Here is a 25,542-nt window from a genome sequence, read left to right as displayed (position 1 = left end):
AAAATGGGATATAACGCTGGTTCTTATGATGTTATTGTAATCGGTGCAGGTCATGCGGGGTGTGAAGCGGGTTTAGCGGCAGCTCGTATGGGAGCAAAAACATTAATGTTAACAATTAACTTAGATATGGTTGCGTTTATGCCGTGTAACCCTTCGGTTGGTGGACCTGCAAAGGGAATTGTTGTTCGCGAAATTGATGCACTCGGCGGTGAAATGGGAAGAAACATTGATAAAACACATATTCAAATGCGTATGTTAAACACAGGAAAAGGTCCAGCCGTACGTGCGCTTCGTGCTCAAGCAGATAAATTTGCGTATCAACATGAATTGAAAAAAACAATTGAAGAAACACCAAATTTAACACTGCGTCAAGCTATGGTTGAGCGCTTAATTATAGAAGACAGCGTATGTAAAGGTGTTGTTACACAAACAGGAGCGGAATATACAGCGAAAACAGTTGTTATTACAACAGGTACGTTTTTACGCGGTGAAATTATCGTTGGAGATTTAAAATATTCAAGTGGGCCAAATAACCAACAACCATCTGTGAGATTATCAGAGCATCTAGAAGAACTTGGATTTGAACTTGTGCGCTTTAAAACGGGTACGCCTCCGCGTGTAAATAGTAGTACAATTGATTATAGCAAAACAGAAATTCAACCAGGTGATGATACACCACGTGCATTCTCTTTCGAAACAACGAAGTTCATCATGGATCAAATTCCATGTTGGTTAACATATACAAGTGAAGAAACGCATCGTTTAATTGATGGAAATTTACATCGTTCTGCCATGTATTCTGGCATGATTAAAGGAACAGGCCCAAGATATTGTCCTTCAATTGAAGATAAGGTTGTCCGTTTCCACGATAAACCACGTCACCAAATCTTCTTAGAGCCAGAAGGACGAAATACACAAGAAGTATACGTACAAGGTTTATCAACAAGTCTACCAGAAGATGTACAACGTGAGATGCTAAAGACCATTCCTGGCTTAGAAAATGTAGAAATGATGCGTACAGGATATGCAATTGAATATGACGCGATTGTACCAACACAGCTGTGGCCAACACTTGAAACAAAAAAAATAGAAAATTTATATACAGCAGGACAAATTAATGGAACATCTGGTTATGAGGAAGCTGCAGGTCAAGGATTAATGGCGGGTATTAATGCAGCCTGTCGTTCGTTAGATAAAAAAGAAGTGATTTTAAATCGTTCAGATGCGTATATTGGCGTTTTAATTGATGATTTAGTAACAAAAGGTACAAATGAGCCATACCGTCTATTAACATCTCGTGCAGAATACCGTTTATTATTACGTCATGACAACGCAGACCTTCGTTTAACAGAAATTGGCCATGAAATTGGCTTAATTCCAGAAGAGCGTTATGAACGTTTTACAGTAAAAAAAGAGCAAATTGAAAAAGAAAAAGAACGTTTAGCAAGTATTATTATTAAGCCGCGTCCTGAAGTACAAGAGCTAATTCGCGAAGCTGGCGGAAGTGAACTAAAGGATGGTATACGTGCGAGTGATTTATTACGTCGTCCAGAAATGACATATGAGCATATTCATCTTCTTGCTCCAAGTGAAGAAGAGATTAGTGATGAAGTGGCAGAACAAGTTGAGATTCAGCTTAAATATGAAGGATATATTGAAAAATCCTTACAGCAAGTAGATCGTATGAAGCGTATGGAAAACAAAAAGATTCCGGTTGACATTGATTACGATGCGATTTCTGGAATAGCTTCTGAAGCACGTCAAAAATTAAAAGATGTCCGTCCGCTATCTATGGGGCAAGCATCTCGTATTTCCGGGGTAAATCCAGCTGATATTTCCATTTTACTTGTGTATATAGAACAAGGAAAAATTGCACGAGTATCGAACCAATAAATAGTTAGGAGATATAGCGAGATGAATATAGAACAATTTCAATCTATGCTAGTAGAAAGAGGTATTACTCTTTCTGCTAGGCAGTTAGAGCAATTTGAAATCTATTTTGAGACGTTAGTTGAGTGGAACGAAAAAATGAACTTAACAGCAATTACAGAGAAGGAAGAAGTGTATTTAAAGCATTTTTTTGATTCCATTACAGCTGCTTTCTATCATGATTTTTCAAAGCCATTTTCTGTTTGTGATGTTGGTGCAGGAGCGGGGTTTCCTAGCATTCCTTTAAAAATCTGTTTTCCAAATTTAAAAGTCACAATTGTCGATTCCTTGCAAAAACGTATTACATTTTTAAATCATTTAGCAACAAAATTAGAATTGACTGACGTAGCGTTTTGTCATGATCGTGCTGAAACATTTGGAAAAAAAGAAGGCGTACGTGAATCTTTTGATATTGTAATGGCACGTGCGGTTGCTCGTCTCTCTGTCTTAAGTGAATTGTGCTTGCCGCTTGTGAAAGTAGGGGGAACATTTATTGCAATGAAAGGTTCCGCTGCAAACGAAGAAATTGAGAATGGCAAGTATGCTTTGCAAGTGCTTGGTGGCGAACTAAAAGGAATTGCTACGTTCCAATTACCATTTGAGGAAAGTGAACGTAATATCTTATCGATTGAGAAAAAGAGAAAAACACCAAATAAATATCCGCGTAAACCAGGGACACCGAATAAATTACCTATTGAAAAATAAATCTTATTAGACGTAAGATTAAGTTATATAAAGTGAAGCTTCTATCAGTAAGTTTGTTTATCGTTACTGATGGTTAGTTGAACGAATCGGGCTTTTACAGGCAGTTATCCACCACCTATCTTTTTGGATTCCTCACAATATTGAGGCGGGGGCTTACTGTCCGTTAGAGCGGGATAAAGACGTAAATGTTTCACATGGAACGTTTTTGTATAGAGTATTCAATAGGATTCAAAGGTGGTGGAATATGTATGAGAAACACGTTTTCTCGTTTATTTGGCTTTGGAGAGAAAGAGGCTGAATTAGCACTACAAGAAGAAAGCCATGAAGAGATAAAGCAAATTTCGTTATCAAAAATTGTTCCAAATCGCTATCAGCCACGTACAATTTTTGATGATGCTCGTATTGAAGAGCTTGCTCTTACAATTCATACGCATGGATTAATTCAACCGATTGTTGTTCGCCAGTATGAAGAAGAGAAATATGAGATTATTGCTGGTGAAAGACGTTTTCGGGCTGCAACAAAATTAGGATGGGAAACTGTCCCAGCTATTGTTAAAAATTTGAATGATACTGAGACCGCTTCTGTTGCCCTAATTGAAAATTTGCAACGAGAAGAACTTACAGCAATCGAAGAAGCTGTTGCTTATCAAAAGCTAATTGAATTACATAATTTAACGCAAGAGGCACTGGCGCAGCGGCTAGGTAAAGGGCAATCTACAATTGCAAACAAATTAAGATTATTAAAATTGCCAGAAGATGTTAAACAAGCGCTATTAGAGAAGAGTATTACAGAACGTCATGCTCGTGCCCTTATTCCGCTTAAAAATGAAGAACTTCAATTAAAGGTTTTACAAGAAATTATTGAAAAACAGTTTAATGTGAAGCAAACAGAAGATCGAATTGCTAAATTGTTAGAAGAAACGAAGCCGAAACGAAAAGCAAAGCAAAAAGCAGTAAGCCGCGATATGCGTATTGCAATGAATACAATTCGTCAATCTTTACAAATGGTTGCGAATAGTGGTTTGAATGTGAATTCGGCAGAAGAAGAATTTGATGAATACTATCAAATTACAATTAAAATTCCCAAAAAAAAATAAGAGAATAGAAAGACCTCAACCGTCGGTTGAGGTCTTTTTATTTTGTCACTTATTAATAGCTAGTAAGACTCTAATGATGGAACTTTCACTTTATAAGTACTATATTTTCTTTTAAAATTAAGAAGGAGTTTGTAAATAAATTTTGAAGTTTAATATACAGAAACAAAAGAAACACGATTGTTTCATGTTAAAATAAAAACAATCATTTGTAGAATAAGACAGAAAGGTTGAAAGTAGGTGACATCATGGGGAAAATCATTGCCATTGCTAATCAAAAAGGTGGGGTTGGAAAAACAACGACATCGGTAAATTTAGGAGCTGGATTGGCACAAGTAGGAAAAAAAGTACTTCTTGTTGATATTGATGCACAAGGGAATGCAACGACAGGAGTCGGAATTGAAAAATCAGATTTAAATGAATGTATTTATAATGTGCTTGTAGAAGATACGGATGTTCGTACGGTTATACAGAGAACAGCAACTGAAAATCTAGATGTGCTTCCCGCTACTATTCAGCTAGCAGGAGCTGAAATAGAACTTGTACCGACAATTTCCCGGGAAGTTCGCCTGCAGCGTGCGCTGCAACCAATTCGTGATCAGTATGATTATATTATTATTGATTGTCCCCCATCTTTGGGTTTATTAACTATTAACGCATTAACTGCTGCAGATTCTGTTATTATTCCTGTTCAATGCGAGTATTACGCCTTAGAGGGGTTAAGTCAATTGTTGAATACAGTTCGCCTTGTACAAAAGCATTTAAATAAAAATTTAGCAATTCAAGGTGTTTTACTAACAATGTTGGACGCTCGTACAAATTTAGGATTACAAGTAATTGATGAAGTGAAGAAATATTTCCGAGATAAAGTATACAGTTCGATTATTCCGCGTAATGTACGTTTAAGTGAAGCGCCGAGTCATGGTAAACCAATTATGATGTATGATGCTAAGTCGAGGGGGGCGGAAGTATATTTAGATTTAGCAAAGGAAGTGATTGCAGGTGGCTAAAGGACTAGGAAGAGGAATTAATGCGTTTTTTCCAGATTTAGATGTGAAAGAGGAAGAAACAATTCAAGAATTGCAAGTAAACGAATTACGTCCTAACCCATATCAGCCGCGTAAATATTTTCACAAGGAAGCAATTCAAGAGTTAGCATTATCCATTAAAGAACATGGCATTTTACAACCGCTTATCGTTCGAAAAAGTATTAAAGGATACGAAATTGTTGCAGGAGAACGGAGATTTCGTGCTGCAAAAGAAGCAAATCTCGAAACAGTTCCTGTTGTTGTTCGAGATTTAAACGAGCAACAAATGATGGAGCTTGCGCTACTAGAAAATTTGCAACGTGAAGATTTAACGCCTATTGAGGAGGCGTTAGCGTATCAAATGCTGATGGAACAACTTAAGGTAACACAAGAACAGTTAGCAAAGCGGCTTGGAAAAAGCAGGCCACATATTGCAAACCACATTCGCTTACTGTCTCTCCCATCTTTTGTACAAGAGATGATTTCAAATGGAACGATTTCTATGGGACATGGACGAACATTACTTGCTTTAAAAGATAAAACACAAATTAATAGCTTATTACAACGAATTGAAAAAGAAGGATTAAATGTCCGTCAGCTGGAGCAAATTATTCAGCAGATGAATGAATATGTTTCACGTGAAACAAAGAAACAAAAACCAGCAAGAAATATTTTTTTTGAGGAGCAAGAAACGGTGTTACGAGAGCGATTTGGAACTGCTGTGAAAATTAAAGAAACGAAACAAGAAAAAGGAAAAATTGAAATTCAATTTTTCAATAAAGGTGATTTACAACGTATTTTAGAACTTTTAGCAGGAGAACAGTAAAAAATAAACCATCTTGACTTATAGATGGTTTATTTTTTTCATTACAGCAAGTTTTTTATCTGTTTCAATAATACCTTCCGCAATGCTGGTAGCCATGTTCATAACAAGATTTAATCTTGTGTTTTGCAGTACAAAAAATTCCATAAATCCATTTAAATTTACAATGCCGTGGATATGCATATCACCAATTGCAGGGAGTTTTTTATTCATAGCGGCTCCAGGTTTACTAGGTCCTTTTCCGATTGTAATGGAACCAATATTTTGAGATTTTCCTAGACACGCATCAATTGCGATAATAAAGGGATCCATAAATGTTTTATGTATTTCTGTAATCGTTTCTTCTAAGTTTAAAGCGTGGACTGGTGATTCTAATGTTCCGTATAAATGAAAATGTTGAATGTTATAATCTTGTAGTTTTGAACCAACAAGGGGACCTAATGCATCACCAGTTGATCGGTCTGTCCCAATACAAAGTACAATAAGTGGAGAGCCTTTTTCAATTGGGAGATGAGAGAGCAGAAAGCTACTAACTGTTTGATTGCAATTTGCATCATGATACATAACTTGCTCCGAATCTTTTTCAAAAAAAGGTAAGCGAAAACTTCCGATATTCACGAAGCATCCATCCTTTAATAGAATTTATCAAATTCATATGAATTTGATTTTCCTAAAAACTATTGCATGTTACAGATTCTTTTGAAGGTAAGAATTATATTGCTTTTACGTTGAGGGGGATTTCATTTTATGTTAGGTAGAAATTGAAAAAATATTCCTAATTCTTCCTACTGGTTGGAGATTGCACTTTATTGTAATAAGATGAAGTATGAGTAGAAAGAGATGTACACTTTTGCATCTAAATATTCATAAAATATGAATGCGGGTGAAGTATGTCGTGTAGCCTAAAGAATACTAGTACTAGTATATAAAAAAAGTTGTTATTTTATACCTTATAGAGTGTGAAAATAAAAGCGTATGAAAGAACTTTTTTCGTAAAATATAGGAGAAATTCTGTTACAATAAATAATGAATATGAGATAGAAAGGTAGGTCGCGATGAAAGGACTTCACGACTTATATACAAATTTTGCAAGCTGGTTATTAGATGCGGGATTATGGGAAAAGATTGGTCTCGGTTTACTACAAATTACACTTATTTTGCTTATTTCGAGTGCAGTTATTCGAATCGGTAAAGCAATTATTAGTAATGCCTTCAAAATAAAGGCAAAATCACCAATTCAAATTTCTGAAAGAAGAACGATGACAGTAGCGAAATTATTAGAAAATATTTTAACATATGTTATCTGTTTCATTGTAATAATCGCTATTTTAGGGGTATTTGGAATTGATACAAAAGGATTATTGGCCGGTGCTGGAGTTGTTGGTTTAGCGGTTGGTTTTGGTGCACAAAACTTAGTCAAAGATGTTATCACTGGATTCTTTATTTTATTAGAGGATCAATTTTCAGTAGGGGACTATGTACGCTTAGGCCAATTTGAAGGAGTTATTCAAGAGATTGGATTACGTACAACGAAAATGAAGAAATGGACAGGTGAAATTCATATTATTCCAAATGGAAATATTAAGGAAGTAACAAATTTCTCTGTTAGTAATAGTGTTGCCTTTGTAGATGTATCTATTTCATATGAAAGTGATATTGAACATGCAGAAAAAGTTCTTGAAAAGTTATTGGATGAATTACCAACAAGGTATGAGCAAATGGTTGCTCGTCCGCAATTATTAGGTGTACAGAGTTTGGCAGCATCAGAAGTTGTTTTGAGGGTTACAGCTGAAGTAGAACCGATGCAACATTTTGTGGTAGCGAGAGCGCTTCGTAAAGAAATTAAAAATCGTCTTGATTTACATGGTATTGAAATTCCATATCCACGTATGGTTCTATATAACCGTGAAGAGCTGATGAGTGAAAAGGCAAATTAGCAGTGAGAGGAGTTTAGAGAGTGGAGCAAAAGCAATATAACTTGTACGATGTAGTGGAAATGAAGAAAGCTCATCCATGCGGTGAAAATCGTTGGAAAATTATTCGCATGGGAATGGATATTCGTATTAAGTGCGAGGGGTGTGGCCATTCGGTAATGATTCCTCGAAGGGAATTTGATCGTAAGGTGAAGAAAATACTTATAAAGCATGAAGAATAGATGAAAAAATAAACAGTAGCTGATGCAGCTGTTTATTTTTTTTCGCTATTACTACCTGTAAAAGCTCGATTGGTTTAACTAATAATTAGTGTGGGATAAAGTGCCCTCTCCACTTCATAGAGTTTCATTTTATGAAACTCTATGAAGCTTGTCATTTTATTCGTTACTATCTATAATGATGGAAGATTGAGACATAGGAGTGAAGAATATGGGATTAACGGCTGGTATCGTTGGACTACCGAACGTAGGTAAATCAACATTATTTAATGCAATTACACAAGCAGGGGCAGAATCTGCAAACTATCCATTCTGTACAATAGATCCAAACGTTGGGATTGTAGAAGTTCCAGATTATCGTTTAAATAAATTAACTGAACTTGTTGAACCAAAGAAAACAGTGCCAACTGTCTTTGAATTTACGGATATTGCAGGTATTGTAAAAGGTGCGAGTAAAGGTGAAGGATTAGGAAATAAATTCTTATCCCATATTCGTCAAGTAGATGCAATTTGCCAAGTAGTTCGTTGCTTTGAAGATGAAAATATTACACACGTAGCGGGTAAAGTAGATCCGATTTCAGATATTGAAACAATCAACTTAGAACTTATTTTAGCGGATTTAGAATCTGTCGATAAACGCATTGATCGCGTGGCAAAATTAGCGAAGCAAAAAGATAAAGATGCTGCATTTGAACATGAAATTTTAGTCCGTTTAAAAGAAGCGTTTGAAGAAGGAAAACCGGCTCGTACAGTTGAATTTACAGAAGAGCAAATGAAAGTAGTAAAAGGTCTTCACTTATTAACAATAAAAGAAATGCTATATGTAGCAAACGTTGGTGAAGATGATGTAATGGATCCATCTGAAAATGAATATGTACAAATTGTAAAAGAATTTGCTGCAAAAGAAAACTCTCAAGTAATTGTTGTTTGTGCAAAAATTGAATCAGAAATTGCTGAGTTAGATGAAGAAGAAAAGAAAGTCTTCCTTGAAGAACTAGGCATTAAGGAATCTGGTCTAGATCAATTAATTCGTGCGGCGTATGATTTATTAGGATTGGCTACTTATTTCACAGCAGGTGTACAAGAAGTACGTGCTTGGACATTTAAAACAGGAATGAAAGCACCGCAATGTGCTGGAATCATTCATACAGATTTTGAACGTGGATTTATTCGTGCAGAAACAGTATCTTATGATGATTTAATGGAACATGGTTCTATGACAGCTGCTAAAGAAGCTGGAAAAGTACGATTAGAAGGAAAAGAATACGTTATGAAAGACGGAGATGTTGTGCACTTCCGCTTTAATGTATAATTTATTTATTTCCTAGGAAAAAAATAAATTATTTAACTTGGCAAATTCATTAGGTTTGCCAAGTTTTTTATGTTTTCGTGAGTTGCTTCCTCTAACTTACTATGATATAATCTAAACTCGTGAGTAATTACTATAAATTAATTGCTCCTTGCCCAACTTGGGCCGTTTAGACCAAAAGGAGGTGAACGTGTAATGAAAAAGTACGAAATCATGTACATCATTCGTCCAAACATGGAAGAAGAAGCTCAAAAAGCTTTAGTTGAACGTTTTGCAGGCGTTTTAACTGACAATGGTGCAGAAATCATTAACACAAAAGATTGGGGTAAGCGTCGTTTAGCTTACGAAATCAACGACTTACGTGATGGTTTCTACATGATCTTAAACGTAAATTCTAACCCAGAAGCGGTTAAAGAATTCGATCGTTTAGCTAAGATCAACGAAGATATCATTCGTCACATCGTTGTTAAAAACGAAGAATAATCATTAAGATATATAGGGAGAGTGGTTCGATTGATGAATCGTGTTATACTCGTTGGTCGTTTAACTAAGGACCCTGACTTACGTTACACGCCCAATGGTGTTGCAGTAGCTACTTTCACGTTAGCTGTGAATCGCGCATTTACGAATCAGCAAGGTGAGCGTGAAGCTGACTTTATTAACTGTGTAATATGGCGTAAACAAGCAGAGAACGTGGCAAATTATTTGAAAAAAGGTAGCTTAGCAGGCGTAGATGGACGTCTTCAAACTCGTAATTACGATGGACAAGATGGTAAGCGTGTATATGTAACAGAAGTTCTAGCGGAGAACGTACAATTTTTAGAACCGCGTAATAGCGGTAGTGAGCAACGCGGTTCATTCAATCAGCAACCATCGGGAGCAGGATTCGGAAATCAAGGCTCTCAAAACCCATTTGGTCAATCTGGTAATAATGGTCAGAATGCCGGCTTTACTAGAAATGACGATCCATTTGCAAATGTAGGTCAACCGATTGATATTTCAGATGATGACTTACCATTTTAATGGTATAGAACGGGTATTTCAAAACAGAATGGAGGGAAATGAACATGGCAGGTGGACGCAAAGGTGGACGTGCGAAACGTCGTAAGGTATGTTTCTTTACATCTAACGGTATCACTAACATCGACTATAAAGATGTAGATTTACTAAAACGCTTCGTTTCTGAGCGCGGTAAAATTTTACCACGTCGTGTAACAGGTACTAGCGCAAAATACCAACGCAAATTAACAGTTGCAATCAAACGTGCTCGTCAAATGGCACTTTTACCATATGTTGGTGAATAATAACGTATGAAATGCACAGTAGAGTGACACTCTACTGTGCATTTTGCTATTCTTTTCTTTTTTATTCCTAAGAGCTTCATCTTAAGATTTAGAAGGAAGAAAATCGGTCGGAGATGAAGAAATCCCACTGATGGAAGTTTCACTTTATCCCGCATTAACGGGCAGTAAGCCCCACCTCAAGATTCAGAGAGAAGTGAAGAAGATAGGTAGGCGATAACTGCCCGTAAAAGCCCGATTGGTTCAACTAACCATCAGTGGGGGAGGAAAAACCGCTCCACTGATGGAAGTTTCACTTTATAAGAAAGAAGGTGTGGATAATGAAGCGCACACGACTCATTACAGAAGGAGCAGTTTTACTTGCTTTATATGCTATCTTGCTTCTTGCTTCTCTGTATATGCCCATTTTAGGGGCTATATTTATATTTGCATTGCCGTTACCATTTCTTATTTTTACGATAAGATCCCCATTAAGTAGTGCTTGTATGTTATTAGGAGCAGCGATTCTTGTAACACTTATTGTTAGTTCACCTCTTAGTATTGTGAACACACTTATGTTTGGAATAACAGGTATTGTATTAGGACATATGTATAAAAAGAAAAAAAGTATTATTGAAATTTTATTGGTAGGGACACTTGTATATCTTGTGAGTTTTGTATTGCTGTATGCTGTCAGCGTAAAGTTTTTTAACATCGATTTTATTAAGCAAATGGAAGACATGTTTAAACAATCGATGGAACAAAGCGAGAAATTTATGAAAATGGCAGGTGCACCTGTAAATGAAGAGCAACTGGCTGAATTGAAAAAAGTAGGGAATATGCTTCGCTTGCTTGCGCCAGCTTTACTTGCTATGGGGTCATTTTTTTATTCTTGGATTACGATTTTAATTGCTAATCGTGTCTTAAAACGATTAAAGTACACGGTGGAATCTTGGCCAAAATTCCGTGATATACAGATTCCTAAGAGTATCGTTTGGTTGTACGTCGCTGTTATTTTGCTTTCTTCTTTTACAAAAATAGAAGCAGGCTCATATTTAGAAATGGTGGTTTTAAATTTATCGACAATTTTCACCTTATTACTGTTGTTTCAAGGTTTTTCGTTCCTTACTTTTTTTACAAATGCAAAAGGATATACTAAAGCTATTCCAATTTTAATTTTTGTCGTAGGTTTGTTTGTACCAGTTTTGTTCCCTCTTGTGACAATCTTAGGTATAATTGATTTAGGCTTTTCGTTACGGTCGAAAGTACAGGTAAAATAAGTAGTTGAAAAAAAGTGCTTTTTATAAGCCTTTTTTTGTAATGAAACATAGAAATATAAACTTTTATCCTGCACTTAATGGGACTGTAAGACTCTGTAGGTGGGGGATAAGTCTGGTGGATTTGACTAAATATCAGTAGAGGAATGAAGACCTAACTGATAGAAGTTTCACTTTATAGGAGTTGTATATATGCCTGAATTTTATAAGAAACAGCGGTTTTTGTATCCTGTTTATGTGTTGGCATTTTTAGCGTTTGTACTCATTACAATTCTCGTCTATTTTCATTGGTTGATGGGTATGATTTCCTTCGTCGTCTTTTGTATCGTTTTATTTTTCACTATTAAATTTGAGCTTGCATTTCAAAAACGCTTTGAAAAGTATACGAATGATACGATTACAAGAGTTAAAAAGGTAAGTAATGAGGCTTTCAATCAAATGCCAATTGGAATTTTACTATATAATAAGGATTATGGAATCGACTGGGCAAACCCATATTTATCTTCCTGTTTAGGGCAGCATTCGTTAGCTGGATGGCATCTATATGATCTATCAGAGACCCTACTTCTATTTACAAAAGGTGAAACAGCTAATGATATTGTATCTTTGAACAATCGGAAATTTCGCGTGTTTGCCAGAAAAGAAGAAAAGTTAATTTATTTCTTTGATGTGACAGAGCAAACAGAGATTGAGAAAATGTATGAAGACCAAAGAACGGTACTCGCTGTCATCTATTTAGATAACTATGATGAAGTGACGCAAGGACTAGATGATCAATTGCGTACAAACATTACAAGCCATGTTACATCTTTGTTGAATGAATGGGCTGTGAAACATGGAGCTTATTTGAAACGTGCTTCATCCGAGCGGTTTTTCGTTGTGTTAAATGAAAGTATTTTAGCGCAAATGGAGAAAGGGAAATTTGATATTTTAGACCAAGTGCGTGAAGAAACGTCTAAACGAAATATTCCTCTTACATTGAGCATTGGTGTTGGTTCTGGTGATTTATCGCTAGCGGAGCTTGGAGCTATGGCGCAATCGGGTCTTGATTTGGCACTTGGACGAGGTGGAGATCAAGTGACAATTAAACAAGAGACAGGGAAAGTAAAGTTTTATGGCGGGAAAACGAATCCGGTGGAAAAACGTACTCGTGTACGTGCACGTGTTATTTCTCACGCTTTAAAAGATCTTGTGCTAGAAAGCAGTAATATTATTATTATGGGGCACCGAGCACCGGATATGGATGCGATTGGGGCAGCAATTGGTATTTTAAAAGTAGCACAACTTAATGAACGAGAAGGATATATCGTATTGGATGAAAATGATTCTGATAAAGGAATTAAACGTCTAATGGATGAAGTTAAGCAGCAAGGTGAATTGTGGTCGCGTTTTATTACACCGCAACAGGCGCTGGAATTTGCGAATGATGATTCGCTTCTTGTTGTAGTGGATACACATAAACCGTCCATGGTCATGGAAAAAAAGTTGCTTGATAAGATTGAAAATGTAGTTGTAATTGACCATCATCGCCGCGGTGAGGACTTTATTGAAGACCCATTGCTTGTCTATATGGAACCATATGCGTCTTCCACGGCAGAACTTGTAACAGAGCTATTGGAATATCAGCCTAAGCGCTTAAAAATGAATATGCTAGAGGCGACGGCTTTACTTGCTGGCATTATCGTAGATACAAAGAGCTTTACATTCCGCACTGGAGCACGTACGTTTGATGCAGCTTCGTATCTTCGTTCACATGGTGCAGATACTGTGTTAGTACAAAAGTTATTAAAAGAGGATATGGAGCATTATTTACGGATTGCAAAAACAATCCGTAATGCCTACATTTATAAAAATGGGATTGCGATTGCAAAGGTAGATGGTGATGGGTTTTATGATCAAGTATTAATTGCACAATCGGCTGATACATTGCTGACAATGACAGGAATAGTAGCTTCTTTCGTAATTGCGCAGCGTAGTGAAACTGTTATTGGTATTAGTGGGCGTTCTTTAGGAGAGGTAAATGTACAGCTTATTATGGAGCATTTAGGCGGGGGCGGTCATTTAACAAATGCCGCAACGCAGATGCAAGACATATCGATTGATGAAGCAGAAGTAAAACTACAATCTGTTATAACTGAGTATTTAGAGGGAGGAACACAATCGTGAAAGTAATTTTTCTAAAAGACGTAAAAGGTAAAGGTAAAAAAGGGGAAGTAAAAAATGTACCAGACGGTTATGCGAATAACTTTTTATTAAAACAAGGTCTTGCAGTTGAAGCAACAAATGCAAATGTGAAAACATTAGATGCGAAAAAACGCAAGGAAGAAAAAGATGCAGAATTAGAGCTTGAAAAATGTAAGGAGTTAAAAGGAACTCTAGAAAAGTTAACGGTAGAATTAAAAGCAAAATCAGGTGAAGGTGGCCGTTTATTTGGCTCTATTACAAGTAAACAAATTGTAGATGGTTTACAAAAAGCTCATAACATTAAACTCGATAAACGTAAATTTGAGATGGATGACGCAATTCGTGCGTTAGGATATACGAATGTTACTGTGAAATTACACCCACAAGTGACGGCGACAGTAAAAGTACATGTTACTGAACAATAAACAAAAGATTGAAGAGGAGGTTTGCGCATGAGTGACGTATTTGCTGATCGTACCCCTCCGCATAATATTGAGGCTGAACAAGCCGTTTTAGGGGCTATTTTTCTCGATCAAGAAGCATTAACATCAGCTTCGGAAATGCTAATGCCAGAAGACTTCTATCGAACGGCACATCAAAAAATTTATCAAATGATGCTTGATCTTTCTGATAAAGGAGAGCCAATTGATTTAGTTACTGCAACAGCAGCTCTTGCTAATCAAAATTTGTTAGAAGAAATCGGCGGTGTTTCCTATTTAGCTGAACTAGCGGAAGCTGTACCGACAGCTGCCAATGTAGGATATTATGCGCGCATTATCGCAGAAAAATCGATTTTGCGCCGGCTTATTCGAACAGCAACGCATATTGTGTCGGATGGTTATGAACGAGAAGATGATGTAGAGAGCCTGTTAAATGAAGCAGAGAAAAAAATATTAGAAGTATCTCAGCGTACGAACACAAAAGGATTTCAAAATATTAAAGATGTTCTTGTGACAGCTTACGATAAAATTGAATTACTGCATAATCAAAAAGGTGAAATTACAGGGATTCCAACCGGTTTCACAGAGTTAGATCGTATGACAGCAGGTTTCCAGCGTAATGATTTAATTATTGTAGCGGCGCGTCCATCTGTAGGGAAAACAGCATTTTCTTTAAACATTGCTCAAAATGTTGCCACGAAAACGGATGAAAATGTTGCGATTTTTAGTTTGGAGATGGGATCCGATCAGCTCGTTATGCGTATGCTTTGTGCAGAAGGAAATATTGATGCGCAGCGTCTTCGTACAGGATCTTTAACTTCAGAAGACTGGGCGAAATTGACGATGGCGATGGGGAGTCTCTCAAATGCAGGTATTTTTATTGATGATACACCGGGGATTCGCGTTAGTGAAATTCGAGCAAAATGCCGACGCTTGAAACAAGAACACGGTCTTGGGATGATTTTAATCGATTATTTACAACTTATTCAGGGTAGTGGAAAATCGGGTGAAAACCGTCAACAAGAAGTATCAGAAATTTCTCGTACACTAAAAGGGCTCGCTCGTGAACTAGAAGTTCCAGTGATTGCCTTATCTCAGCTCTCTCGTGGTGTTGAGTCTCGTCAAGATAAGCGTCCGATGATGTCTGATATTCGTGAATCAGGAAGTATTGAGCAGGATGCTGATATAGTAGCATTCTTATATCGTGAAGATTACTATGACCGAGAAACAGAAAATAAAAATACAATTGAAATTATTATTGCTAAGCAGCGTAATGGCCCAGTAGGTTCGGTCGAACTGGCGTTTGTGAAGGAATTTAACAAATTCGTAAACTTAGAACGACGTTTTGATGAGGGGCATGTATCGCCAGCCTAATGGGAGTATAAAAAGGAACCACATTTCTTATAATAAAATGTGGTTCTTTTTTGTTTGTGAAAAATATTTCTTACGAACGAAAGGGATAAAAGAAAAAAAAATGTTCGTTTTTAAATTGACTTCTCTTTGCATTTTGGTACAATTATATTGTTTGAAAAGTTCGTTTGAAAATTGCGGAGGTGCTTGAATAATGTCTTCAGTAGTAGTTGTAGGAACACAATGGGGCGATGAAGGAAAAGGTAAAATTACTGATTTTCTTTCTGAACATGCGGAAGTAGTTGCAAGATATCAAGGTGGAAATAACGCAGGACATACAATCGTTTTCGGCGGTGTTAAGTATAAATTGCACTTAATTCCATCTGGTATTTTTTATAAAGAAAAAATTTGTGTTATCGGAAACGGTATGGTAGTAGATCCGAAAGCATTACTTGAGGAATTAAAATATTTACATGATTGTGGTGTAAGCACTGATAATTTACGTATCAGCAACCGTGCGCACGTTATTTTACCTTATCATTTAAAACAAGATGAGTTAGAAGAAGAGCGTAAAGGTGATAATAAAATTGGTACAACGAAAAAAGGTATCGGCCCTGCATACATGGATAAAGCAGCTCGTGTTGGTATTCGTATGGCAGACCTTTTAGATCGTGAAGCATTTAAAGAAAAGCTGGAGCGCAACCTTGCGGAAAAAAATCGTTTATTTGAAAAAATGTACGATGCAGAAGGCTTCAATGCTGACGAGATTTTTGAAGAATATTATGAGTATGGACAAAGAATTGCACAATACGTATGTGATACATCTGTTGTTTTAAATGATGCATTAGATGAAGGCCGCCGCGTATTATTTGAAGGTGCACAAGGTGTTATGCTTGATATTGACCAAGGTACGTACCCATTCGTTACATCTTCTAACCCAGTGGCTGGTGGTGTAACAATTGGTTCTGGTGTTGGTCCTTCTAAAATTCACCGCGTTGTAGGTGTATGTAAAGCATATACAAGCCGTGTTGGTGATGGTCCATTCCCAACTGAATTACATGATGAAATCGGTCATCAAATTCGTGAAGTTGGTCGTGAATACGGTACAACAACAGGTCGTCCACGCCGCGTTGGTTGGTTCGATAGCGTTGTTGTAAGACATGCTCGTCGCGTTAGTGGTCTTACAGACTTATCTTTAAACTCTATCGACGTATTAACAGGTATTCCAACTTTGAAAATCTGTATTGGGTATAAATATAACGGAGAAATTCTTGATGAAGTTCCAGCAAACTTAAACATTTTAGCAAAATGTGAGCCGGTATATGAAGAGCTTCCAGGCTGGACAGAAGATATTACAGGTGTAAGAACATTAGCTGATCTTCCTGAAAATGCAAGACATTATGTAGAGCGTGTGTCTCAATTAACAGGTATCCCATTATCTATGTTTTCTGTTGGTCCAGACCGTAATCAAACAAACATTGTTCGTAACGTATACGGCCTATAATCTTGTTTTTTTCTTAAGAGTACGGTATATTGAAGAAAGGACTCATATTCAAATGAGTTCTTTTTTCATGTTTTTATAAAAAAATGAAAAAAAGTATTGCAAAGATAAAACATCTTATGATATTATAAGTCTTGTCGTCACGAAACATGACATTGGTGAGTATGAGCCATTAGCTCAGTTGGTAGAGCATCTGACTTTTAATCAGAGGGTCGAAGGTTCGAGTCCTTCATGGCTCACCATTTTATTTTCGTGGCCCGTTGGTCAAGTGGTTAAGACACCGCCCTTTCACGGCGGTAACACGGGTTCGAATCCCGTACGGGTCACTTTTTTTTATATATTATTTTGGTCCCGTGGTGTAGTGGTTAACATGCCTGCCTGTCACGCAGGAGATCGCCGGTTCGACCCCGGTCGGGACCGCCACTTTTGTTTAATACCACAATTAGTGGTTTTATATATATGTTTTGGCTCGGTAGCTCAGTCGGTAGAGCAGAGGACTGAAAATCCTCGTGTCGGCGGTTCGATTCCGTCCCGAGCCACTCTCAGGATATTAGGTGGGCCCACTTAATATCCTTTTTATATTGTTCAATTTTACAAATGAGAGTAGTTCTTTTACAATAGAATGAGGGAGCCTCTAGCAGTTGAAGCTAGGGGCTTTTCTGTAAGGAAAGCATTAAACATGCAGGAGGAAACTGAAATGATGGGAAAGAAAATTTTAGTCGTTGATGATGAGAAGCCAATTGCAGATATTTTGAAGTTTAACTTGGAAAAAGAAGGTTTTGAAATTGTGATGGCACACGATGGTGATGAGGCAATTGAAAAAGCAAATGAAGAACAACCGGATATGGTTTTATTAGATATTATGTTACCGGGAAAAGACGGTTTAGAAGTTTGTCGTGAAATACGAAAAAACCATGAAATGCCGATTATTATGCTAACAGCAAAGGACTCTGAAATTGACAAGGTGCTTGGGTTAGAACTTGGTGCAGATGATTATGTAACAAAGCCGTTTAGTACACGTGAGTTATTAGCGCGCGTAAAAGCGAATTTACGTCGTCATCAGCAAGGAGGAACAGCTGAAAAAGAAGAAAATGCGGAGATGATTATCGGTCCAATTGTAATTAATCCAAACGCATATAGTGTAACAAAACGAGAAGAAAGTATTGAGTTAACACATCGTGAATTTGAATTACTTCATTATTTAGCAAAACATTTAGGACAAGTTATGACACGCGAACATTTATTACAAACGGTTTGGGGTTATGACTATTTTGGTGATGTGCGTACAGTAGATGTAACGGTACGACGTTTGCGGGAGAAAATTGAAGATAATCCAAGTCATCCAACTTTAATTGTAACAAGACGCGGTGTTGGATATTACTTACGTGATCCAGAGCAGGAGTAATATATGAAGAAAGTTGGTTTTTTTCAGTCTATTCATTTAAAGTTCGTATTAATTTACATGCTATTAATTTTAATGGCGATGCAAATTATTGGTGTATATTTTGTTCGTGAGCTGGAAAAGAATCTTGTAAAGAGCTTTAAGGAATCATTAACACAACGAACGAACTTACTCGCTTACAATTTAAAGCAGGAATTTACGAAAGAAAGAGAAAAAACAGATCCCACTCTTGAAGAAGCGGTTAAAACGAGCATAGAAGATTTTGCTTCTGATCGAAAGGCTGATATTCAAGAAGTTAGGGTAATTGATGCAAATAGTCGTGTAATAGCGACATCACATCAATATAATCAAGGGATTGTTGGAAAGAAAACAACAGATTTACTGGTAAAGCGAGCTTTAGTTCAAGAAAAACCTGTTGAAAAAATGGAAATAGATCGCAATACAGGGAATCGTGTGCAAGTTGTTGCCACTCCAATTCAAGGAAACAATAAGAAAACAATCGGTGTAATTTATATTGTTGCTTCTATGGAAGATGTTTATAAACAAATGAAGCTTATTAATCAAATTTTTGCAACGGGAACGGTTATTGCATTGTTAGTAACAGCTGTGCTAGGTACTTTGTTGGCACAAACCATTACAAGACCAATTTCAGACATGAGAAGGCAAGCCATCGAAATGGCAAAGGGAAATTACTCTCGTAAAGTAAAAGTACATGGCAATGATGAAATTGGCCAACTAGCATTAGCATTTAATAACTTATCGAAGAAGTTGCAGCAAGCTCGTTCTTCTACGGAAAGTGAGAGACGAAAGCTTTCATCTGTGTTATCTCATATGACAGATGGGGTAATTGCAACGGATCGAAAAGGCGATATTATCTTATTAAATGATCCGGCAGAAAAGATGCTAAATGTTTCACGTGAAACAGCATTAGACCAGTCTATTCTAGAAATATTAGGCATTCAAGAAGAATACACATTAGATAATTTATATGAAGAACCAGACTCTGTTATATTAGATTTTAGTACAAGGGATGAGCCGTATATTTTGCGAGCTAGCTTTTCTGTTATTCAAAAAGAGACTGGAAAGGTGAATGGTTTAATTGCGGTATTATATGATGTAACGGAACAAGAACGGATTGATAGAGAACGCCGCGAATTCGTAGCAAACGTTTCACATGAACTTCGTACACCATTAACAACGATGCGCAGCTATTTAGAGGCATTGGGTGAAGGAGCATGGCAAGATGAGAATATTGCACCGCAATTCTTACAGGTAACACAAGAAGAAACGGAACGAATGATTCGCCTTGTAAATGCACTATTGCAGCTTTCGAAATTGGATAGTACAGAACATCGTTTAATGAAAGAATGGGTAGACTTTACACAATTCTTTAGTAATATCATTGACCGTTTTGAAATGTCAAAAGAACAAAATGTATCTTTTAATCGTTCATTTTCTAAGAAAGCACGTTTTATTGAAATCGATGAAGATAAAATTACACAAGTTCTTTATAATATCATTTCAAATGCGTTAAAGTATTCTCCAGAGGGTGGAACAGTGACATATCGTTTACGAGAAAGAGAAGATATGTTAGAAATAAGTATTAGCGACCAAGGAGTGGGTATTCCAAAAGAGAACGTAGATAAAGTATTTGAACGTTTCTACCGTGTTGATAAAGCGCGTTCGCGTAAACTAGGCGGAACGGGATTAGGTCTCGCAATTGCCAAGGAAATGATTCAAGCTCATGGCGGCTCAATTTGGGCAAAAAGTGAAGAAGGAAAAGGGACAACCATCTATTTCACGCTTCCAATGGAAAAGGAAGAAGAGGATGACTGGGAATGAAAATTAAGAATTTAAAGTCAGTCTTACTTATTAATTTGGTTGTTATTAGTTTATTTCTTACTTTTAATTTATGGACTTATGTGCCGGATTCTAGTAAATCACAAAATGCAAAGTATTTACAAGATAATGCTGAGATGACGCAGAAGAGTCCTGTAAATGTAATTTTGCCTTCTTTAGTTCTTTTTCATAAAGAGAATACACACCTTGGAAGCGAAAATATAGATACTATTGATCCTTTGTATAAATTACTTGAGAGAGGAGAATTGTATGATTTTAGAGATATATCAGATGATATCCCAAAACATCAATTCCTCTCCTTTGTTCGTGGTAAAAATAAGATTGAAATGATTTTTCCTACACATATACCTTTGGATTCTATGAGAAGTGTTTTTACAATTAAAGAAAAAATCCCAGAATTATATAGTTTCAATCGTATAATGATTGATTTACAAGGAAGCCGGGATGGTAACATTCCTGTATATTTCATTTCGTATGAAAATCGCAAAGTATATCAGATGGTATTAAAGGGAATTACGCTCAAAGAACTTGATGCAGCACGTGACCAATTTACAGCTAATGCGAGGGAATACTCTCAATACACATTAAGTGATACAAGAGAGATATTTTTACCAGATACGAAAACAGATATGCAAAGTACGGGATATTTAATAAGTGATATACCTGAGGATATATTTATAAATGCATTATTTACAGATCCTCGTTATGTAAAAAAAGTGTCTAATGATCAGGAAAACACATATACAGATGGAATTCGTCTTATGCAAGTATTAAAGAAAAAACAAATGCTACAGTACACAAATTCAGCTGTATCAGATCAATCACATATATATGGAAACGCGCTTGTTCAACGCAGTTTTGATTTTATTAATAGTCATGGTGGCTTAACAGATTCTTATCGTTTTGATTATATGAACTCCAAAAAAGGACAAACAACGTATCGTTTATATGTTGATAGCTTACCTGTATTTAATGAAAGTGGTATGGCAACGTTAGAACAAGTATGGGGGACAGATGAATTAATTTCGTATAGGCGTCCATTATTTAAGTTATCGACATTAAAGTATGGTGATGATCGAACAATTTCTCTTCCGGATGGTAAGACAGTGATACAATCTTTAGAGAAGAATGAAAAAGTAGATATGAAATTAATTCAGGATATTCGGTTAGGATATAAACTTATACCAGAGCCTGGAGCTGATGGGAAAAACATTGCTGCAGTAAATTTAAAACCTATTTGGTACGTTGTGTATGGTGAAGATAATAAAATTCTAGAATGGAGCGAGGAGAAAGGGGGAGAGCTCATTGGATTGGAATAGGATTAAAACAATTTTTATTGTTGCCTTTTTCATTTTAGATCTCTTTCTTCTCTTTCAGTTCATTCAAAAGCAAGATAGTGATCAACTTGATTATATGACGGAAACGAATATTGAGGAACAATTGAAAGCAGATAAAATTACAGCTGATAATTTGCCGAAAGAACCGACGAAAGATACGTATATTATGGCAAAAGATAAGGTCTTTTCTGATGAAGATATACGTTCTTTAAAAAATCAAACGGCGTCTTTACAAGATTCGAATACAATTTCAAGTAAGCTTAAAGAACCATTTGGAAATTTGAAAGCAACAATAGGTGATAATTATAGTGAATTTCTACGTTCTTATGTAATTGATGGACAAAAATATAGTGCGGCTGGGAAAGTAGAAGGATCGAGAGTATATTTTTTTCAAAAATATAAGGATAAGCCCATTTATTATAATCAACACGGTATGATTGTTGCGGAGTTAAATGAAAAGAAAGAAATTATATCGTATACACAAACGATGTTGTATGATTTTAAAGAGATGGGAGAGCAAAATAAGGAATTGGATATTATTTCTGCTCGGAATGCATTAGAAACGTTGTATACGAAAAATGAATTAAAGCAAGGGAGTCATGTAAAAGGAGCAAAACTAGGATATGCAACAGTGGTAGCTCCTTCTTCCTCAAATGTGCAAGTTCTTGTTCCAACGTGGAATTTGTATACAGATAAAATGGATTACTTTGTGAATGCAGTAGAGGGACAAATTATTCAATTGGGCAAGGACAACAAGGAAAACGAGCAATGGAGTGAGGGTAAATGAGTTTGCATTTTAGTGTACTTGCAAGTGGCAGTACAGGAAATGCGCTGTATGTAGGGACAGAGCGCCAAAAATTATTAGTAGATGCAGGGCTAAGTGGAAAAGCAACAGAAACTTTGTTTCAGCAAGCTGAACTAGACATAAATAGCATATCCGGTATTCTTGTTACACATGAACATAGCGATCATATTAAAGGACTAGGCGTGTTAGCACGTAAGTATGATTTGCCCGTTTATGCAAATGAGAAAACATGGAACGCGATGGAACATTTAATCGGTAATATTCCAACAGAGCAAAAATTTATTTTCTCAATTGGAGATATTAAAACATTTGGAGATATTGAAGTGGAATCATTTGGTGTTTCACATGACGCTGCTGAACCAATGTTTTATGCGTTTCATCATAATGGAAGAAAGTTAGTGCTTATTACAGATACGGGATATGTTAGCGACCGAATGAAAGGAATTATTAAGGGAGCTAATGCTTTTGTATTTGAAAGTAATCATGATGTTGAAATGCTGCGAATGGGACGTTATCCGTGGAGCATTAAACGAAGAATTTTGAGTGATGTAGGACATGTTTCTAATGAAGACGCAGCTCTTGCGATGACCGATGTGATTACAGATGAAACGAAGCATATTTATTTGGCTCACCTTAGTTTAGACAATAATATGAAAGAACTTGCTCGTATGTCTGTTGAACAAGTACTTGAAGAAAAAGGACTTGCTGTAGGAGAAGCATTCCAGCTGCACGATACGGATCCCAAAAAGCCAACTAAAATTCAATACGTATAATTCTTCATTTTGGTAAACAATAAAGGAGAATATAAATGCTTTCGGAAGGCTAGGTGAGCATAAATGTCCTTTATTGATGAAGAAGATTTACAGATGAAACGAAAAAGAAAGCAAAAGCATAAACATATTTTCGTTTCTGTTGTAGCGGGAACCGTCATTGGTGCTACATTATTTGCTTTTGCTATTCCAACGTTTTCAAAATTAGGTTGGACTACAATAAGAGAAACAGAAGCAAGTGAAGAGAAACAGTATATAGCGCAGTCTACTCCTCAAGCTACGAATACAGGAGATCATTCTGGCTTTGTTCAAGCTGTTGACCGTGCTTCAGAAGCGGTTGTTGGTGTTATTAATATTCAGCGTGATAATTTTTCAGAAGCAGATTCAGAAGCAGGAACAGGATCTGGTGTAATTTACAAGAAGGAAAAAGGAAACGCATATATTGTAACAAATAATCATGTTGTAGCAGGAGCAAATCGTATTGAAGTAAGTTTGAGTGATGGAAAAAAAGTTCCTGGAAAGATTTTAGGAACTGATGTTGTAACAGATTTAGCTGTCTTACAAATTGATGAAAAATATGCGAAGAAGGTCATTGAACTTGGTGATTCTACGAAAGTAAAACGCGGTGAAGCTGCGCTTGCAATTGGGAACCCTCTTGGTTTAGAATTTTCAGGTTCCGTAACACAAGGGATTATTTCAGCAAATGAACGCATTGTACCGGTTGATTTAGATCAAGATGGACATTATGATTGGCAAGTAGAAGTATTGCAAACGGATGCAGCTATTAATCCTGGTAATAGTGGCGGGGCTCTTGTAAATGAAGCAGGGCAGCTTGTTGGAATCAACTCCATGAAAATTGCTGCAAAAGAGGTAGAGGGGATTGGACTTGCAATTCCTATCGCAAGAGCTGTTCCAGTTATGAATGAGATTGAAAAGTATGGGAAAGTAAGAAGACCTTACGTTGGAGTTGAATTAAGGTCTTTAAATGAAATTCCAAATTATTATTGGGATCAAACATTACATCTTCCAGCTAATGTAAAAGAAGGTGTATGTGTTTTAGATGTGAAAAGCCCATCTCCTGGTGCAGATGCAGGTTTACGCGAATATGATGTAATTGTAGCAGTAGATGGAAAAGCAGTTCAAGATATTATTGCATTCCGAAAAATCTTATATAATAAGAAAATTGATGATAAAATGACGATCACATTTTATCGTGGTGCAAAACGAGAAACAACAAATGTAAAATTAGGCAGTCAGCAGTATTAAAACAGGAGGCAGCCCCTCCTGTTTTCTGTTGTGGATAAGTGAGGTGAAATTATGAAATTACCTTGTTGTTTAGAGCATGTGGAACTAGCATTAGATATTATTGTGGATGAATGTGAAGTGCCACCGTTTATCCACACTGTGGATAATAAAGATAATGAGCAAAAAATGTGTGAATTTTGTCAAAATAAGGCGACATATGTTGTATCGAACACAGATTCCCACACAATATGTGGATGATGTATGTGGATATGTGGATAACTTCTGTGGATAACGTGTTTGTAAGGTGGGGAATATATGTGAATATCTTGATTATCTCAATCGGAAAATTAAAAGAAAAATATTTAAAACAAGGCATTGAAGAGTATTTAAAACGATTATCCGCTTATGCAAAAGTGGAGGTTGTTGAGTTACCAGATGAAAAAGCACCGGAAAATTTAAGTGAAGCAGAAATGCAAATGGTAAAAGAAAAAGAAGGAATTCGTATCTTAGATAGAATTTCTGATGATATGCATGTAATTGCATTAGCAATTGAAGGGAAACAAAAATCATCAGAAGAGTTTGCTGCAAACTTAGACCGCCTTGCTACATATGGGAAGAGTAAAGTGGCATTTGTTATTGGAGGATCGCTTGGGTTAAGTCAAGAAGTGATGAAGCGCTCCAATGAGTCATTATCTTTTTCAAAAATGACGCTGCCCCATCAGTTGATGCGATTGGTACTGTTAGAGCAGGTATATAGAGCGTTTCGAATTAATCGTAATGAACCATACCATAAGTAAATAAGAGTTTTACAAGTGTTTGTATTAATTAAAGTGTGTTGTACTTTAAGTTCATCTTGCATTCAAACCTCAAAATTCAGAGGAAGTGAAGAAGATAGGCAGGGGACAACTATCCATAAAATCCTGATTGGTGAGAGTTTTCCAACAGTGGGGATGAAGAACCCCACTGTTGGAAATTTCACTTTATTAAATGCTGTTTGATATATTCAGTTCTAGTTTACTAAGTTAAAAACGCCTGCTTTCCTTTGGGGAGT

25 protein-coding genes and 4 tRNA genes are annotated in these 25,542 nt (G+C 36.4%); 28 read left to right on the top strand and 1 reads right to left on the bottom strand.

All coding sequences use genetic code 11. From position 1 onward, the window contains the following. Positions 1 to 3 precede the first annotated feature (3 nt). The 5 genes from mnmG (at position 4) to LRP84_RS14055 (ending at position 5,582) form a co-directional block, all read left to right on the top strand. Positions 4 to 1,893, top strand: coding sequence for a tRNA uridine-5-carboxymethylaminomethyl(34) synthesis enzyme MnmG (mnmG, locus tag LRP84_RS14075; RefSeq protein ID WP_230575656.1), 1,890 nt, complete (start codon positions 4 to 6; stop codon positions 1,891 to 1,893). A 21-nt stretch (positions 1,894 to 1,914) separates the two neighbouring features. Next, positions 1,915 to 2,634, top strand: coding sequence for a 16S rRNA (guanine(527)-N(7))-methyltransferase RsmG (rsmG, locus tag LRP84_RS14070; protein WP_230575655.1), 720 nt, complete (start codon positions 1,915 to 1,917; stop codon positions 2,632 to 2,634). A 248-nt stretch (positions 2,635 to 2,882) separates the two neighbouring features. After that, positions 2,883 to 3,731: a nucleoid occlusion protein gene (gene noc, locus LRP84_RS14065; RefSeq protein ID WP_230575654.1), complete on the top strand. Its 849-nt coding sequence runs from the start codon at positions 2,883 to 2,885 to the stop codon at positions 3,729 to 3,731. Positions 3,732 to 3,976: 245 nt separating this feature from the next. After that, positions 3,977 to 4,738 carry a sporulation initiation inhibitor protein Soj gene (gene soj, locus LRP84_RS14060; RefSeq protein ID WP_230575653.1) on the top strand — a complete coding sequence of 254 codons (762 nt, stop codon included), beginning with the start codon at positions 3,977 to 3,979 and terminating at the stop codon, positions 4,736 to 4,738. Then, complete coding sequence (locus tag LRP84_RS14055) at positions 4,731 to 5,582, top strand: ParB/RepB/Spo0J family partition protein (protein ID WP_230575652.1); 852 nt, start codon at positions 4,731 to 4,733, stop codon at positions 5,580 to 5,582. The genes soj and LRP84_RS14055 overlap by 8 nt, the downstream gene beginning before the upstream one ends. Positions 5,583 to 5,600: 18 nt before the next feature. Here the strand turns inward: LRP84_RS14055 and yyaC are convergent, their stop codons facing one another. Next, positions 5,601 to 6,197: a spore protease YyaC gene (yyaC, locus tag LRP84_RS14050; protein ID WP_230575651.1), complete on the bottom strand. Its 597-nt coding sequence runs from the start codon at positions 6,195 to 6,197 to the stop codon at positions 5,601 to 5,603. Positions 6,198 to 6,634: 437 nt separating this feature from the next. Here yyaC and LRP84_RS14045 point away from each other — a divergent pair, with 437 nt between their 5' ends. The 23 genes from LRP84_RS14045 to rlmH all read left to right on the top strand — a co-directional run bounded on the left by LRP84_RS14045 (position 6,635) and on the right by rlmH (position 25,288). Further along, a complete protein-coding gene (locus LRP84_RS14045) occupies positions 6,635 to 7,516 on the top strand; it encodes a mechanosensitive ion channel family protein (protein ID WP_230575650.1) in 882 nt (293 codons plus the stop codon). Positions 7,517 to 7,536: 20 nt separating this feature from the next. Continuing rightward, positions 7,537 to 7,734, top strand: a complete 198-nt coding sequence (locus LRP84_RS14040) for a DUF951 domain-containing protein (protein WP_302850595.1) — start codon at positions 7,537 to 7,539, stop codon at positions 7,732 to 7,734. Positions 7,735 to 7,942: 208 nt separating this feature from the next. Further along, a complete protein-coding gene (ychF, locus tag LRP84_RS14035) occupies positions 7,943 to 9,043 on the top strand; it encodes a redox-regulated ATPase YchF (RefSeq protein ID WP_230575649.1) in 1,101 nt (366 codons plus the stop codon). A 192-nt stretch (positions 9,044 to 9,235) separates the two neighbouring features. Then, a complete protein-coding gene (gene rpsF / locus LRP84_RS14030) occupies positions 9,236 to 9,523 on the top strand; it encodes a 30S ribosomal protein S6 (protein WP_230575648.1) in 288 nt (95 codons plus the stop codon). Positions 9,524 to 9,553: 30 nt separating this feature from the next. Then, the gene (gene ssb, locus LRP84_RS14025; RefSeq protein WP_230575647.1) at positions 9,554 to 10,063 is read left to right on the top strand and encodes a single-stranded DNA-binding protein; all 510 of its coding nucleotides are present in this window, start codon (positions 9,554 to 9,556) and stop codon (positions 10,061 to 10,063) included. A 44-nt stretch (positions 10,064 to 10,107) separates the two neighbouring features. Continuing rightward, a complete protein-coding gene (gene rpsR, locus LRP84_RS14020; protein WP_098310141.1) occupies positions 10,108 to 10,344 on the top strand; it encodes a 30S ribosomal protein S18 in 237 nt (78 codons plus the stop codon). 317 nt (positions 10,345 to 10,661) lie between these two features. Continuing rightward, a complete protein-coding gene (locus tag LRP84_RS14015) occupies positions 10,662 to 11,600 on the top strand; it encodes a YybS family protein (protein WP_230575646.1) in 939 nt (312 codons plus the stop codon). 189 nt (positions 11,601 to 11,789) lie between these two features. Continuing rightward, complete coding sequence (locus tag LRP84_RS14010) at positions 11,790 to 13,763, top strand: DHH family phosphoesterase (RefSeq protein ID WP_230575645.1); 1,974 nt, start codon at positions 11,790 to 11,792, stop codon at positions 13,761 to 13,763. Continuing rightward, positions 13,760 to 14,206, top strand: coding sequence for a 50S ribosomal protein L9 (gene rplI, locus LRP84_RS14005; protein WP_230575644.1), 447 nt, complete (start codon positions 13,760 to 13,762; stop codon positions 14,204 to 14,206). Before LRP84_RS14010 ends, rplI begins: the two co-directional genes overlap by 4 nt. A gap of 27 nt (positions 14,207 to 14,233) precedes the next feature. Then, on the top strand, positions 14,234 to 15,595 hold the full coding sequence (dnaB, locus tag LRP84_RS14000) for a replicative DNA helicase (RefSeq protein ID WP_230575643.1): 1,362 nt from the start codon (positions 14,234 to 14,236) through the stop codon (positions 15,593 to 15,595). A gap of 190 nt (positions 15,596 to 15,785) precedes the next feature. Beyond that, the gene (locus LRP84_RS13995; RefSeq protein WP_230575642.1) at positions 15,786 to 17,075 is read left to right on the top strand and encodes an adenylosuccinate synthase; all 1,290 of its coding nucleotides are present in this window, start codon (positions 15,786 to 15,788) and stop codon (positions 17,073 to 17,075) included. Positions 17,076 to 17,238: 163 nt separating this feature from the next. Continuing rightward, positions 17,239 to 17,314: transfer RNA gene (locus tag LRP84_RS13990), tRNA-Lys, on the top strand. A gap of 12 nt (positions 17,315 to 17,326) precedes the next feature. Continuing rightward, positions 17,327 to 17,398: transfer RNA gene (locus LRP84_RS13985), tRNA-Glu, on the top strand. Between the two features lie 21 nt (positions 17,399 to 17,419). Beyond that, positions 17,420 to 17,495, top strand: a tRNA-Asp gene (locus tag LRP84_RS13980). 43 nt (positions 17,496 to 17,538) lie between these two features. Next, positions 17,539 to 17,611, top strand: a tRNA-Phe gene (locus tag LRP84_RS13975). Between the two features lie 158 nt (positions 17,612 to 17,769). Beyond that, on the top strand, positions 17,770 to 18,477 hold the full coding sequence (gene walR, locus LRP84_RS13970; RefSeq protein ID WP_230575641.1) for a cell wall metabolism DNA-binding response regulator WalR: 708 nt from the start codon (positions 17,770 to 17,772) through the stop codon (positions 18,475 to 18,477). 3 nt (positions 18,478 to 18,480) lie between these two features. After that, positions 18,481 to 20,316, top strand: a complete 1,836-nt coding sequence (gene walK, locus LRP84_RS13965) for a cell wall metabolism sensor histidine kinase WalK (RefSeq protein ID WP_230575640.1) — start codon at positions 18,481 to 18,483, stop codon at positions 20,314 to 20,316. Further along, entirely contained in the window at positions 20,313 to 21,653 is a 1,341-nt protein-coding gene (locus LRP84_RS13960; RefSeq protein ID WP_230575639.1) for a YycH family regulatory protein, read from the top strand. Before walK ends, LRP84_RS13960 begins: the two co-directional genes overlap by 4 nt. Then, a complete protein-coding gene (locus LRP84_RS13955) occupies positions 21,640 to 22,458 on the top strand; it encodes a two-component system regulatory protein YycI (RefSeq protein ID WP_230575638.1) in 819 nt (272 codons plus the stop codon). The genes LRP84_RS13960 and LRP84_RS13955 overlap by 14 nt, the downstream gene beginning before the upstream one ends. After that, positions 22,455 to 23,249 (top strand): exodeoxyribonuclease YycJ, encoded by a 795-nt coding sequence (locus LRP84_RS13950; protein ID WP_230575637.1) that lies wholly within the window; start codon positions 22,455 to 22,457, stop codon positions 23,247 to 23,249. The genes LRP84_RS13955 and LRP84_RS13950 overlap by 4 nt, the downstream gene beginning before the upstream one ends. Before the next feature lie 63 nt (positions 23,250 to 23,312). Beyond that, positions 23,313 to 24,512, top strand: coding sequence for a S1C family serine protease (locus tag LRP84_RS13945; RefSeq protein WP_230575636.1), 1,200 nt, complete (start codon positions 23,313 to 23,315; stop codon positions 24,510 to 24,512). A 51-nt stretch (positions 24,513 to 24,563) separates the two neighbouring features. Next, the gene (locus LRP84_RS13940; RefSeq protein WP_230575635.1) at positions 24,564 to 24,749 is read left to right on the top strand and encodes a CxxH/CxxC protein; all 186 of its coding nucleotides are present in this window, start codon (positions 24,564 to 24,566) and stop codon (positions 24,747 to 24,749) included. Positions 24,750 to 24,808: 59 nt separating this feature from the next. Beyond that, positions 24,809 to 25,288, top strand: coding sequence for a 23S rRNA (pseudouridine(1915)-N(3))-methyltransferase RlmH (rlmH, locus tag LRP84_RS13935; protein ID WP_230575634.1), 480 nt, complete (start codon positions 24,809 to 24,811; stop codon positions 25,286 to 25,288). Positions 25,289 to 25,542: the final 254 nt, after the last annotated feature.

It is taken from the genome of Bacillus rhizoplanae (assembly GCF_917563915.1).
Taxonomy (GTDB): Bacteria; Bacillota; Bacilli; order Bacillales; family Bacillaceae_G; genus Bacillus_A; species Bacillus_A rhizoplanae.
Note: the sequence above shows the minus strand (reverse complement) of the source record. Positions and strands in the feature narration are given on the sequence as shown.